This window comes from Vibrio sp. B181a, assembly GCF_030248375.1.
GTDB classification, from domain to species: Bacteria; Pseudomonadota; Gammaproteobacteria; order Enterobacterales; family Vibrionaceae; genus Vibrio; species Vibrio campbellii.
In genome coordinates, this window is sequence record NZ_JAHGAD010000050.1 from 47711 (window position 1) to 61278 (window position 13568).

The window sequence follows — 13568 nt, forward strand, 5'->3', positions numbered from 1 at the left end:
CCTTTTTAATGGTTTTGCTTTATGTGCGCCACATTAGCCCACCTTTCCATTTTAAGGACGAGAAAAATGGCCAAAGTTTCACTGGAAAAAGAAAAGATTAAGATCCTCTTGCTCGAGGGACTTCACCCTTCTTCAGTTGAAGTTCTTCAAGCAGCTGGCTACAGCAACATTGAATATCACAAAGGTTCCCTTCCAGAAGAAGAGCTGATTGAAGCAGTAAAAGACGTACACTTCATCGGAATCCGCTCCCGAACGAACCTATCAGAAGAAGTGATCAATGCGGCAAACAAGCTGGTCGCGATTGGCTGTTTTTGTATCGGTACCAACCAAGTAGACCTAGACGCAGCAGCGCGACGCGGTGTCCCTGTATTTAATGCACCATTCTCAAACACGCGCAGTGTTGCCGAGTTGGTGTTAGGCCAAGTTCTACTGCTTCTTCGTGGTATCCCTGAGAAAAACGCACTCGCACACCGTGGTATTTGGAAGAAGAGCGCAGACAGCTCTTACGAAGCACGTGGTAAGCGTCTGGGTATCATCGGTTACGGCCACATCGGTACTCAGCTGGGTATCATCGCAGAAAACTTAGGCATGCGCGTTTACTACTACGACATTGAAAACAAACTGTCGCTAGGTAACGCAACGCAAGTGTTCACCATGAGCGAACTACTGAACAAGTGTGACGTCATTTCTCTGCACGTTCCTGAAACGCCAGAGACCAAGAACATGATGGGTGCAGAAGAGTTCGCTCGCATGAAGCCAGGCGCAATCTTTATCAACGCTGCGCGCGGTACTGTCGTAGACATCCCTGCTCTGTGCCACAGTCTAGAGTCTGGTCACATCTCAGGCGCTGCGGTTGACGTATTCCCAGTAGAACCAAAAACCAATGCTGATGCATTTGAGTCTCCACTGCAGAAGTTCGACAACGTCATCCTAACTCCACACGTCGGTGGTTCAACGCAAGAAGCGCAAGAAAACATTGGCGTTGAAGTTGCTGGTAAACTGGCGAAATACTCTGACAACGGTTCAACCCTATCAAGTGTGAACTTCCCAGAGGTATCACTGCCTGAGCATCGTGAATGTTCACGTTTGTTGCACATCCACAAAAACCGCCCTGGTATCCTGACGCAAATCAACACCATCTTTGCGGAAGACGGCATTAACATCGCAGGTCAGTACCTACAAACGGCAGCTGAGATCGGTTACGTAGTTATCGACGTAGAGACTTCTCGCGCAGAAGAAGCACTAGTGAAACTAAAAGGCATCGAAGGCACAATCCGTGCTCGTATCCTTCATTAATCGCTGATTACTAGACATAAAAAAGGCAGGGACTCCCCTGCCTTTTCTGTTTCTATTCGTCGTAATATTCTTATTACTATTTCAGCTTATAAACCACATCCACTTGGTCACGAATAACAAGCGTAGAGTCTTGGTAGCTATTCGAACTCTCTCTTGCATCCATAGCCATTGAACGTAAAAGCACTGGACGAGCGTGCATTTGGTTGTAGTTAATCTGCCAAACATCACCCAACTTTTTGTCAAAACCAGTCGCTAGAGATGCCGCCTTGCTTTGCGCATCTTTGATTGCTTCCATACGCGCTTTTTGCTGATACTCAGACTGGTTACTCACTTTAAGCTGAATATTATCGACTTGATTAATGCCAGCTTTTAACGCCATGTCCAAGTATTCATTCAAATTCGCTAAATCACTGACGGTTACATCAATGCTGCGTGACGCTCGGTAACCAACCAGTTCCGCTTTCCCAGATTTCGGGTAGTGGTACTGAGGCGCTAAGTACAAGTTTGAGCTGGTAATATTGTCTTTCGATAAACCAGCATCGGCTAGGCTCTTCAGAAACTCATCAACCGTATTATCGACCGATTGTTTCGCCTGCTCAGCTGTCATTGTCGTATCAACAACCTTTACAGAGAAGGTTGCCATATCTGGTGTTGCAACCACTTCACCGTAACCCGTGGTTGATACATGGGCAAAATTCGGCACATCATTCGCAAAAACAGAAATGCTGGTAAGGCTGAGTGCTGAGGCCAATAAACATGAAGACAGTTTCATTCGATAAATCCATCCGTTTTGAAAGATTGAAGTCACTCCACATGCCGGAGTTCAGGCGAGATACTCGACGAATGCCTTGGCGAATGAATTGGCGTCTAAACTCGAACAATAAGAGACACCAATGAACTGGAGTGTATATAGAATCATCATAGAAACTTCTGCCAATTATCCAAGCGCCCTACGCGACTTCTAACACAACTTTGACTGTGTTACTTCGCAGTGATTTCAGTTTAAAACGCGAGTCAGTTGGGAACTTATTGCGGAAGGTGCTGTTGCGCGTAGCCTACAATCGCTTGTGAAATCTCTTGAAGCACACCCGTTTCTAACTGCCAGTGATGCCAGTAAATTCGATACGACATCAAAAAGCCCGGCGTAATATCGATTAACTCGCCATTCTCTAATTCATCAGTGATCTGCAATCGAGGAATCAAACAATAAGCGACTCCCGCTAATGCCATTTTAAGAAAAGCTTCAGAACTACTGATGTTGTGATGAATCACGCTGTCTGGCCTAACGTTGAAGTGTTCAGTCAAAAACTTCTTATGTAAATCATCGTATTGGTCATAAGAGACTGCTGGCGCTTTAGCCAGTGTTTGATTATTCACGCCTTCTGTAAAATATCGCTGATAAAACTCAGGGTTGGCGACACAAACATAATCAATGCGACCAAGGTAATCCGCTCGACAGCCCGGGATGGCTTGAGATTCCAAACTGATTGCCCCAGCGACCTCACCACTTCTGAGTTTTTCAATTGAGCGCGACTCACCGTAGATGGTTAACTTAAGCTCTACTTGACGATGCTTCATTACGTCCTGCAGCGCAGGTAGCAGCCATGTAGCAAGACTATCTGCATTGGTTGCTAATGAAAGCTGTACAGGCCGTGTTGTGGTGTCGTTTTTGAGTTCTGGTAGGATTTCATGTTCAAGGAGCCTAACACGACGATAAAGCCCGAGCAGCTTCTTACCAATAGGCGTCGGCTTTGGGGGTTGCTCACGAATAAGAACCGGCTGAGCGAGATATTTCTCGAGTTGCTTGATACGCTGGGAAATAGCTGATTGCGAAACAAAAAGGTGCTCCGCTGCTCGGTCAAAACTGCCTTGGTGTACCACCGCATCCAAAGCCTCTATCCACTTATAATCCAATCCTCGCACGTGTTTTTCCTCCCTAATAAACGCCAAAGCCAAAGCCAAAGCCAAAGCCAAAGCCAAAAGATAAGCAAAGCTAATAATATATTAAAATCATTAATTATACTTATTTCAATAAAAGCTTTATCTTCCACTCCTCTGTTGTTCTATTGCTAAATTTTTGAGGTGTGTTGTGAGCTTTTGGGTGTTATTACAAGGATTCGGTTTAGGTGCGACGATGATCATTCCGATCGGTGCGCAGAATGCGTATGTCCTTAACCAAGGTATTAAGCGTCAACATCACCTGACGACCGCGACCATCTGTAGCATCCTAGATATGCTCTTCATTTCGCTCGGCATTTTCGGTGGCGGTGCAATTCTGTCGCAAAATGAAATCCTACTGACATCGGTAACATTAGGTGGCATTGCTTTCTTGAGCGTTTACGGCTTACTGTCATTAAAGAGTGCATTCAAACCCGCAGACGCTTCAGAGTCGAAAGGTGAAGTGGTTGCGCGCGGGCGCCGCACCGTGATTCTCGGTGCACTGGCGGTTACCGTTTTGAACCCGCACCTCTACTTGGATACTGTGGTGATCTTAGGTTCTATCGGTGGTCAGTTCGAAGGCAACGATCGTATCGCATTTGCAATGGGCACCATCATGGCGTCATTTGTATGGTTCTACACGTTGTCATTAGGCGCAGCGAAGTTGGGCCCGACACTCTCAAAACCGAAAGTGAAGAAAGGCATCGATATTGCGGTTGCCGCTATGATGTTTACTATCACTTTTGTACTTGCGAATGAGTTAGTCACCAAATACTGGTAAAGACAAATAGGAAAGAAACACGACATGGAGTCACTGGAAAAAATCTATCAACTCAATCGAGAGCGATTTAATGCGCTCTCCATCCCCTTTCGAGAGTGGCAACATGAAGCCATTCTCGACTTCGAAACCGACCTCAAAGTCGCCGCACAACTCGGTTGGACCGGCACGCATACTAAGAGTCTTTTTCTCAAGCTAAAAGGGCAAGGTTATGCCGTATACCTAACCGACAAGGACTCACGTTTAGACTCCAAGCAAATCAAAGCCATGACTGGTAAACGACCTTCAATTTGCAGCGACGATGAAATGGTTGAACAGCTAGGCTGTGTACCCGGTGCAGTTTGTCCTATTGGCTTACCTGAGCATGTCACTATTATCGTCGATACGGCACTCTACCAACACGATGAGCTGCTCTATACACCTGGTTTACCCGAGTTCACCTTTGGCTTCGCAGGTAGCGAACTTAAACGTCTGCTCCTTGCTGGCAGCAACACTCTGCTAGAACTTTAGAACATTGGGATATAAAAAAAGCGAGGCCATTGCCTCGCTTTTTCATGTTCTCAATCGAAGTGATTAAGCTTCTACTTTGTTCAAGTGAACGTCCATTTGTGGGAATGGAATTTCGATACCAGCTGCATCCAACGCTTCTTTGATTGCTAGAGTAGAATCGAAGTAAACGTCCCAGTAGTCAGCTGTTTTACACCATGGACGAACCACGAAGTTAACTGAAGAATCTGCTAGTGCTAACACACCAATCGTCATGTCTGGATCTTTCAGGATACGAGGGTCTTTTTCTAGCGTTTCACGAATCACTTGTTTAGTTTGCTTAAGATCCGCTTTGTAAGAAACACCAATCACTAGATCTACACGACGCGTCGCGTGGCGAGAGTAGTTAGTGATTGCGCCGCCAATAACTGACGAGTTAGGTACAACAACCATTTTGTTGTCTGGTGTTTTTAGTACTGTTTGGAAGATTTGAATTGCTTCAACGCTACCTGCCACACCGCCGATTTCTACATAGTCGCCAGACTTAAATGGACGGAATGCAACAATCAATACACCCGCAGCGAAGTTAGATAGTGAGCCTTGCAGAGCAAGACCAACAGCAAGACCTGCCGCACCGATTACCGCAACTACAGATGCAGTTTGAACACCTACACGACCTAGTGCCGCGATAAGTACGATAACAAATAGAAGGTAACGAACTAGACCGTTGACGAATTCAACAACCGCTTTGTCCATCTTTTTCTTTTCAAGCACTTTTGAAACGCTGTTTGCTACCGCTTTAACGATAATGTTACCGATAAATAGGATCAGCAGTGCAGAGATGATGTTTACACCGTACTGAATAAGAAGATCTGAGTTGTTATTTAGCCATGTTTCAGCTTTGCTCAAACCATCCGTTAAAGAGGTATCGATACCCATCGATTCACCTGCCATATTCGTATCCTCAAAATAAAGATATATAAATCTAATTGCCGTTAACTTATGAACCGTGTTTTTTATAGGTTCTTATTCACAACAACATCCCTATTGTTTTCCTGAACACTGTCAGATTTTTGGCACAATATCTCAAAACTGAAATTTTGCAAAGTCAGAGTTTCGCAAAGACCAACAAAACAAAGTGTTATCAGAGTTTTCTGATATCGGCATATTACAGAGTACGCAATGGATTTACATTTCGCCACATTTTTTACTTGGTTTTATGCCACTTGGTGCTGAAATGCGCTTGGTTTCGAAATTTGCGCCAAAAACAGAAGGGATATGAAGTGAGGTGATCATATAGCAGTTGACCGAGTTATCAATTGCCACAAGAGAGAGAATCCGAATTGTCTCATTGTCTAGACATAAAAAAACCCGCTCTAAGAGCGGGTTTTTAGAAACTCAGGTAAGACGAATTATAGTACGTCTACTGCGTTTAGGTCAGCAAATGCTTTCTCTAGACGAGCTACCATTGAAGCTTGACCAGCACGTAGCCATACGCGTGGATCGTAGTACTTCTTGTTTGGCGCGTCTTCGCCAGTTGGGTTACCGATTTGACCTTGTAGGTAATCACGGTTGTCAGCTTCGTACTGACGGATACCATCCCAAGTTGCCCACTGTGTATCAGTATCGATGTTCATTTTGATAACACCGTAACCGATAGACTCTTGGATTTCCGCTTCAGTAGAACCAGAACCACCGTGGAATACGAAGTTTAGAGCGTTTGGTGCAATACCGAACTTCTCTGCACAGTATGCTTGAGAGTCACGCAGGATAGTTGGAGTTAGAACAACGTTACCTGGCTTGTAAACGCCGTGTACGTTACCGAAAGATGCTGCGATAGTGAAGCGGTGTGAAACAGCGCTTAGTTTCTCGTATGCGTAAGCAACGTCTTCTGGAGAAGTGTAAAGCTCAGATGCGTCCATATCAGAGTTATCAACGCCGTCTTCTTCACCACCAGTACAACCAAGTTCGATCTCGATTGTCATGTTCATTTTAGCCATGCGCTCTAGGTACTTAGCACATGTTTCGATGTTCTCTTCTAGAGACTCTTCAGAAAGGTCTAGCATGTGAGAAGAGAATAGAGGCTTACCAGTTTGAGCGAAGAACTCTTCACCAGCGTCTAGTAGACCGTCGATCCATGGTAGAAGTTTCTTAGCAGCGTGGTCAGTGTGTAGGATTACTGGCACACCGTAAGCTTCAGCTACAGCGTGAACGTATTTAGCACCAGCTACAGCGCCAAGGATTTGAGCACCTTGACCTTCAAGTTTAACGCCTTTACCAGCGAAGAAAGCTGCGCCGCCGTTAGAGAACTGAACAACAACTGGAGCTTTAACTTTTGCAGCTGCTTCAAGTACTGCGTTTACAGAATCAGTACCAACAACGTTTACTGCTGGAAGTGCAAAGTTGTTCTCTTTTGCTACTTCAAATACTTTCTGAACGTCATCGCCAGAGATAACACCTGGTTTTACGAAGTCGAAGATCTTAGACATGGATGTAATCCTATTTATCTGTCGTTTTATAAACAAAACTTGTTAAATTGAAAATCTTGCAAACGTTTGCTCACAACTGAGGCTATTTTAGCAGAGTTCCACTCTCGTTGCAGCAAACAAGAAAGCGGGAGAGGACTCCCGCTTTACTAATATTACTTAGCGCGTGCTTCTAGCATTTCAACTGCTGGAAGTACTTTACCTTCTACGAACTCAAGGAAAGCGCCGCCGCCAGTAGAGATGTAAGATACGTCAGCTTTGATACCGAACTTGTCGATAGCTGCTAGCGTGTCACCACCACCTGCAACAGAGAAGCCTTCAGAAGCTGCGATAGCTTCAGAGATACCTTTAGTACCAGCTTCGAAGTTCTTGAATTCGAATACGCCTACTGGACCGTTCCAAAGGATAGTCTTAGCATTCTTAAGGATTTCTGCTAGCTCAGCAGTTGAATCTGGACCAAGGTCGAAGATCATGTCGTCGTCTTGTACTTCAGAAACGTGCTTGATTTCAGCTTCTGCATTCTCGTCGAATGCTTTCGCACATGCAACGTCAGTTGCTACTGGAATTGCACACTCGTCCATTAGCTTCTTAGCTGTTTCAACTAGGTCTGCTTCGTATAGAGACTTACCTACGTTGTGGCCAGCAGCTGCGATGAATGTGTTAGCAATACCACCGCCAACAACTAGTTGGTCAGCGATTTTAGATAGAGACTCAAGAACAGTTAGCTTAGTAGAAACTTTTGAACCACCTACGATAGCAACCATTGGACGAGCTGGCTTGTCCATTGCTTTGCCTAGTGCTTCTAGTTCGTTTGCTAGTAGAGGACCAGCACATGCTACGTCTGCGTGCATGCCTACACCGTGAGTAGATGCTTGTGCGCGGTGAGCTGTACCGAATGCGTCCATTACGAAGATGTCACATAGAGAAGCGTATTGCTTAGACAGTTCTTCTTCGTTTTTCTTCTCGCCTTTGTTGAAGCGAACGTTTTCTAGAACAACGAGTTCACCAGCGTTTAGTTCTAGACCGTTTAGGTAGTCTTTCGCTAGTTTAACTTCGCAATCTAGTGCGTCGTTTAGGTAGTTAACTACTGGTTGTAGAGAGAACTCTTCAGCGTATTCACCTTCAGTTGGGCGACCTAGGTGAGAAGTAACCATAACTTTAGCGCCTGCTTCTAGACAGTGCTTGATAGTTGGAAGAGATGCGATGATACGTGCATCTGAAGTTACTTTACCGTCTTTTACTGGCACGTTTAGGTCAGCACGGATAAATACACGTTTACCTGCAAGATCCAGGTCAGTCATCTTGATTACAGACATGATGTGTCCTCTCAAATATTAAATAATTAAAGTTTTTAAAAACTCGGCAATCCTGCCAAGCCCGTTAATTCTTCAAACTGGTTACTGATATGGAGATACGTCAGATTTATTTCAAGGCTTAAAATAAAAATTTTCTCCATCGCCTCTTCACCATTATTGCTCCACTTGTGAAGAAGCTTGCATTGCTAAGGCGGTATCCAGCATCCGGTTAGCAAAGCCCCATTCGTTATCGCACCAAACGAGCATTTTTACGAGTTGCCCGTTACTCACTCTTGTCTGAGTTCCATCCACAATTGCACTATGGGGATCGTGGTTAAAGTCGATGGAAACGAGCGGCGATTCAGTATAGTCAACAATGTCACGTAATGTACACTGAGATGCGTTAACAATGGTTTGATTTACGTCATTAACTTTCACATTTGTACTAATTGTGACACTTAAATCCATCGCAGTGACGTTAACTGTCGGAACTCGAACCGAAATCGCTTCAAATTTGTTAGAAAATTTCGGGAAGATTCTTTCAATACCTTTATGCAACTTGGTATCAACTGGAATGATGGATTGACTGGCCGCACGCGTACGACGTAAATCATTGTGGTAAGCGTCGATAACTTGCTGATCGTTCATTGAAGAGTGAATCGTGGTGATGGTGCCAGACTCAATGCCAAAGGCTTCATCTAAGACTTTGATGATAGGAACGATACAGTTGGTGGTGCATGAACCATTGGACACCACGCGGTGTTCATCTTTGAGAGTTTCGTGGTTCACACCGTAGATGATGGTGTTATCGAGATCGCTTGCGCCAGGGTGTGAAAACAGAACTTTATGGGCGCCAGCTTCAATATGAGCTTGGCCATCTGCTTGCGAGCCGAAGACACCTGTACAATCGAGTACAATGTCGACTTCTAAGTCACGCCATGGCAAGAGTTCAATTTCAGCAAGGTGAAGGATTCTAATGGGATCGTATTCGCTACTGTCGTGGTGAACATAGAGGTGCTCTTGATCGTGCGAGATTTTCTTTCCGAAGCGGCCATGACTGGTGTCATATTGAAGAAGATGTGCCATCGCTTCGGGTTGTGCGAGTTCATTGACCGCCACAACTTTTATCTGTTGATGCTTACCGCTCTCATATACTGCTCGCAGTACATTACGACCGATACGTCCAAATCCATTGATCGCAACTTTTAGCATTTATCCTTCGCCTCACCAAAAATTCGTGTCACAGATAGTACCTGATACGGAGGCTGAGCGCATTAAGTAAGTGATCTACCTCGCGGTAAACTATCTTTTCACTTCACAATACATTCACACCAGAAATATATTAATTTCTGACCTCGCATATTTCACTTGGCACTTTAGCTCCTTGTTTGACCACCAAAGGAAATGCGTATGTCAGGTTTTCCCGCAGCTCACTTTTGTAAGCGATGCAATAGAGAAACACCACACTCTGAAGTGCTAGTCCGTAAACCAAGCAGTTATGATACGGATAAATCGATTCTTGGAACGTTAAAGCTTTGGGCTCACACCCTGATAAATGGCGGTCACTATTACGATATGGATCGCTATGTCACCTGCAAGGAATGTGGACACAAAGAGAAAGACAATTGGGGAAAAGAATTTGAGTAGGCACAAAAAAACCGAGCATTAACGCTCGGTTTTTCTTTTATCTTCGTAAGCTTACGCTAGCAGTTCTTTTGCTGTGTTCACTACGTTTTCTACAGTGAAACCAAACATTTCGAACAATTGGTCAGCTGGCGCAGACTCACCGAATGTTGTCATACCGATGATGCGACCATCGAAGCCAACGTACTTGTACCAGAAGTCAGCAATGCCCGCTTCTACAGCGATACGTGCCGTTACGTCTGATGGCAGTACTGACTCACGGTAAGCTGCGTCTTGCTTGTCGAATGCATCTGTTGATGGCATTGAAACAACGCGTACTTTCTTACCTTCAGCCGTTAGTTGCTCAGCCGCTTTCACTGCTAGTTCAACTTCAGAACCTGTCGCGATTAGGATTAGCTCAGGCTTACCATCGCTGTCTTTCAGGATGTAAGCACCTTTCGCGATATCCGCTACTTGTTCAGCTGTACGTTCTTGTTGCGCTAGGTTTTGACGAGAGAAGATAAGCGCCGATGGGCCATCTTTACGTTCAATCGCTAGTTTCCACGCTACTGCAGACTCAACTTGGTCACATGGACGCCACGTGCTCATGTTTGGAGTCAGGCGTAGAGACGCCATTTGCTCAACTGGTTGGTGAGTTGGGCCATCTTCGCCAAGACCGATAGAATCGTGCGTGTAAACTTGGATGTTCTGAATCTTCATCAGAGCAGCCATACGCATCGCGTTACGAGCGTATTCCATGAACATTAGGAATGTTGCGCCGTAAGGAACGAAACCACCGTGTAGTGCGATACCGTTCATGATCGCAGTCATACCGAATTCACGTACACCGTAGTGGATGTAGTTACCAGAGAAGTCGTTCGCTTCTAGAGACTTAGAACCAGACCACATAGTTAGGTTAGAAGGCGCTAGGTCAGCAGAGCCGCCCATGAATTCTGGAAGCATTTGACCAAACGCTTCTAGCGCGTTTTGAGATGCTTTACGTGATGCAATGTTTGCTGGGTTAGCTTGAAGGTCAGCAATAATTTGGCTTGTTTTCTCTTCCCACTCAGCTGGAAGTTCGCCGTTTAGACGACGCTTAAGCTCTGCTGCTTCTGCTGGGTAAGCTGCTGCGTACGCTTCGAACTTCGCGTTCCAAGCCGCTTCTTTCTCAGTGCCTGCTGCTTTCGCATCCCACTCAGCGTATACGTCTGCAGGGATTTCAAATGCTGGGTGTTCCCAACCTAGGAATTCACGCGCTGCTGCGATTTCTTCCGCACCTAGTGGCGCACCGTGACAGTCGTGAGAACCAGCTTTGTTTGGAGAACCAAAACCGATGATAGTTTTAGTACAGATAAGTGTTGGACGAGGGTCTGCTTTCGCAGCGATGATTGCTGCGTTGATCGCTTCAGAATCGTGACCATCTACAGCAGGGATTACGTGCCAACCGTAAGATTCAAAACGCTTAGGCGTGTCGTCAGAGAACCAACCTTCAACGTGACCATCGATAGAGATGCCGTTGTCATCCCAGAATGCGATCAGTTTGCCAAGGCCTAGTGTACCAGCAAGAGAACATGCCTCGTGCGAGATACCTTCCATTAGACAGCCATCGCCCATGAACACGTAAGTAAAGTGATCAACGATGTCGTGGCCTTCTTTGTTGAACTGAGCCGCTAGTGCTTTCTCAGCCATTGCCATACCAACAGCGTTAGTGATGCCTTGACCCAGAGGACCCGTTGTTGTCTCGATACCAGGTGCGTAGCCGTACTCTGGGTGACCAGGAGTCTTAGAGTGAAGCTGACGGAAGTTCTTAAGATCGTCGATAGACAGCTCGTAACCGCTCAGGTGCAGTAGAGAGTAAATCAGCATAGAGCCGTGGCCGTTAGACAGTACGAAACGGTCGCGGTCAGCCCACTCTGGGTTAGCTGGGTTGTGGTTTAGGTGAGAACGCCAAAGAACTTCAGCGATATCAGCCATACCCATAGGTGCGCCTGGGTGGCCAGAGTTAGCTTGTTGAACACCATCCATGCTAAGAGCGCGGATTGCATTTGCGAGCTCTTTGTTTGAAAGAACGTTACGAGAAGACATGTCTGCTCCTGAGTGCATTAAGCGAATTGATAAAGGAATGTGGGCACGTTAACCAAGAGTACTGGGTATAAAAGTGCGGGCAACATTCTCTCAAAGCCAAAATCTGACTGCAAACGTTTTACTCACCATTTTTGAGGTTTTAACTCAATCTTTTCGCACTTAATGGACAATTTATTAAAAATTCACCCCATCAAAAGCAAACGATTGGGTAATAAGCTAGACGAATTCAAATAGAAAAAGAGCTTGTAATTCGACCGTGGGAAATTAAAATAGACGTCTAGATGTAGAAACACCTACAAACTGTATTGTATTTTTCGTGGCAAGCTTGCGTTAGTTAGCCATGAGTAAACCTTAAGATTGGAGCTATCATGGCTAAGCACCTGTTCACTTCTGAGTCGGTATCAGAAGGTCATCCAGATAAAATCGCAGACCAAATCTCTGACGCAGTTCTTGATGCAATTCTTGAGCAAGACCCAAAAGCACGTGTTGCTTGTGAGACTTACGTTAAAACCGGCATGGTTATGGTTGGTGGTGAAGTAACGACTTCAGCATGGGTTGATATCGAAGAAATCACTCGTGAAACTGTTCGTGAAATTGGTTACGTTCACTCTGATATGGGCTTTGATGCGAACTCGTGTGCGGTTCTAAACACCATCGGTAAGCAGTCTCCAGACATCAACCAAGGTGTTGATAAAGCAGACCCTAAAGAGCAAGGTGCGGGCGACCAAGGCATCATGTTTGGTTACGCAACGAACGAAACTGAAATCCTAATGCCAGCTCCAATTACTTACTCTCACCGTCTTGTTCAAAAACAAGCTGAAGTTCGTAAGAGCGGTAAACTAGATTTCCTTCGCCCAGATGCGAAATCTCAAGTAACGTTCCAATACGACCAAGGTAAGATTGTTGGTATCGATGCTGTTGTTCTTTCAACCCAGCACTGCGATTCAGTAACAACACCTGACCTACGTGAAGCAGTAATGGAAGAGATCATCAAGCCAGTATTGCCTTCAGAGTGGATCACTAAAGACACGAACTTCTTCATCAACCCAACCGGTCGTTTTGTTATCGGTGGCCCAATGGGTGACTGTGGTCTAACTGGTCGTAAAATCATCGTAGATACTTACGGCGGTGCAGCTCGTCACGGTGGCGGTGCATTCTCTGGTAAAGATCCATCGAAAGTAGACCGCTCAGCAGCTTACGCAGCACGTTACGTAGCGAAAAACATCGTAGCAGCTGGCATGGCTGACCGTTGTGAAATCCAACTTTCTTACGCAATCGGTGTTGCTGATCCAACGTCTATCATGGTTGAAACGTTCGGTACTGAGAAAGTATCACACGAAATCATCATTGAAGCGGTTCGTCAAAACTTCGACCTACGTCCATACGGCCTACAGGAAATGCTTAACCTGCTTCAACCTATCTACAAGCAGACAGCAGCATACGGTCACTTCGGTCGCGAAGAGTTCCCATGGGAAGCGACAGATAAAGCCGCTATCCTACGCGATTTCGCTGGCATCAAGTAATCGAGCCAAACAAGAATCGATAAAGCCCTCGCCTCTGGCGTAATGCCGATCGGTTTAG

At 45.5% G+C, this 13568-nt stretch carries 12 protein-coding genes; 5 read left to right on the plus strand and 7 right to left on the minus strand.

Annotated elements, in window-relative coordinates:
• The first annotated feature begins 66 nt into the window (after nt 1–66).
• Entirely contained in the window at nt 67–1296 is a 1230-nt protein-coding gene (serA, locus tag KIO97_RS21275) for a phosphoglycerate dehydrogenase (protein WP_285383863.1), read from the plus strand.
• Nucleotides 1297–1372: 76 nt separating this feature from the next.
• On the opposite strand, the gene KIO97_RS21280 is transcribed toward serA, so the two are convergent.
• Nucleotides 1373–2068: an oxidative stress defense protein gene (locus KIO97_RS21280; protein WP_285383864.1), complete on the minus strand. Its 696-nt coding sequence runs from the start codon at nt 2066–2068 to the stop codon at nt 1373–1375.
• A gap of 254 nt (nt 2069–2322) precedes the next feature.
• Complete coding sequence (locus KIO97_RS21285; protein ID WP_005429925.1) at nt 2323–3219, minus strand: LysR family transcriptional regulator ArgP; 897 nt, start codon at nt 3217–3219, stop codon at nt 2323–2325.
• Between the two features lie 166 nt (nt 3220–3385).
• Here KIO97_RS21285 and KIO97_RS21290 point away from each other — a divergent pair, with 166 nt between their 5' ends.
• Both KIO97_RS21290 and KIO97_RS21295 read left to right on the plus strand, forming a co-directional pair.
• Nucleotides 3386–4015, plus strand: coding sequence for a LysE/ArgO family amino acid transporter (locus KIO97_RS21290; protein WP_285383865.1), 630 nt, complete (start codon nt 3386–3388; stop codon nt 4013–4015).
• 24 nt (nt 4016–4039) lie between these two features.
• Nucleotides 4040–4522, plus strand: coding sequence for a YbaK/EbsC family protein (locus KIO97_RS21295; protein WP_045421925.1), 483 nt, complete (start codon nt 4040–4042; stop codon nt 4520–4522).
• A gap of 63 nt (nt 4523–4585) precedes the next feature.
• Here the strand turns inward: KIO97_RS21295 and mscS are convergent, their stop codons facing one another.
• From mscS to epd, 4 genes are all read right to left on the minus strand, one after another.
• The gene (gene mscS / locus KIO97_RS21300) at nt 4586–5452 is read right to left on the minus strand and encodes a small-conductance mechanosensitive channel MscS (protein WP_005531607.1); all 867 of its coding nucleotides are present in this window, start codon (nt 5450–5452) and stop codon (nt 4586–4588) included.
• A 458-nt stretch (nt 5453–5910) separates the two neighbouring features.
• Nucleotides 5911–6987 (minus strand): class II fructose-bisphosphate aldolase, encoded by a 1077-nt coding sequence (gene fbaA / locus KIO97_RS21305; RefSeq protein WP_005531604.1) that lies wholly within the window; start codon nt 6985–6987, stop codon nt 5911–5913.
• Between the two features lie 152 nt (nt 6988–7139).
• The gene (locus KIO97_RS21310; protein ID WP_005436484.1) at nt 7140–8300 is read right to left on the minus strand and encodes a phosphoglycerate kinase; all 1161 of its coding nucleotides are present in this window, start codon (nt 8298–8300) and stop codon (nt 7140–7142) included.
• A 153-nt stretch (nt 8301–8453) separates the two neighbouring features.
• Nucleotides 8454–9491 (minus strand): erythrose-4-phosphate dehydrogenase, encoded by a 1038-nt coding sequence (gene epd, locus KIO97_RS21315; protein ID WP_086368969.1) that lies wholly within the window; start codon nt 9489–9491, stop codon nt 8454–8456.
• 198 nt (nt 9492–9689) lie between these two features.
• On the opposite strand from epd, the gene KIO97_RS21320 reads away from it, so the two are divergent.
• Nucleotides 9690–9926, plus strand: a complete 237-nt coding sequence (locus KIO97_RS21320) for a hypothetical protein (protein ID WP_010650303.1) — start codon at nt 9690–9692, stop codon at nt 9924–9926.
• A 51-nt stretch (nt 9927–9977) separates the two neighbouring features.
• On the opposite strand, the gene tkt is transcribed toward KIO97_RS21320, so the two are convergent.
• Nucleotides 9978–11987, minus strand: a complete 2010-nt coding sequence (gene tkt, locus KIO97_RS21325) for a transketolase (RefSeq protein ID WP_045421927.1) — start codon at nt 11985–11987, stop codon at nt 9978–9980.
• A 368-nt stretch (nt 11988–12355) separates the two neighbouring features.
• On the opposite strand from tkt, the gene metK reads away from it, so the two are divergent.
• The gene (metK, locus tag KIO97_RS21330; protein ID WP_045384532.1) at nt 12356–13510 is read left to right on the plus strand and encodes a methionine adenosyltransferase; all 1155 of its coding nucleotides are present in this window, start codon (nt 12356–12358) and stop codon (nt 13508–13510) included.
• The last annotated feature ends 58 nt before the right edge of the window (nt 13511–13568 follow it).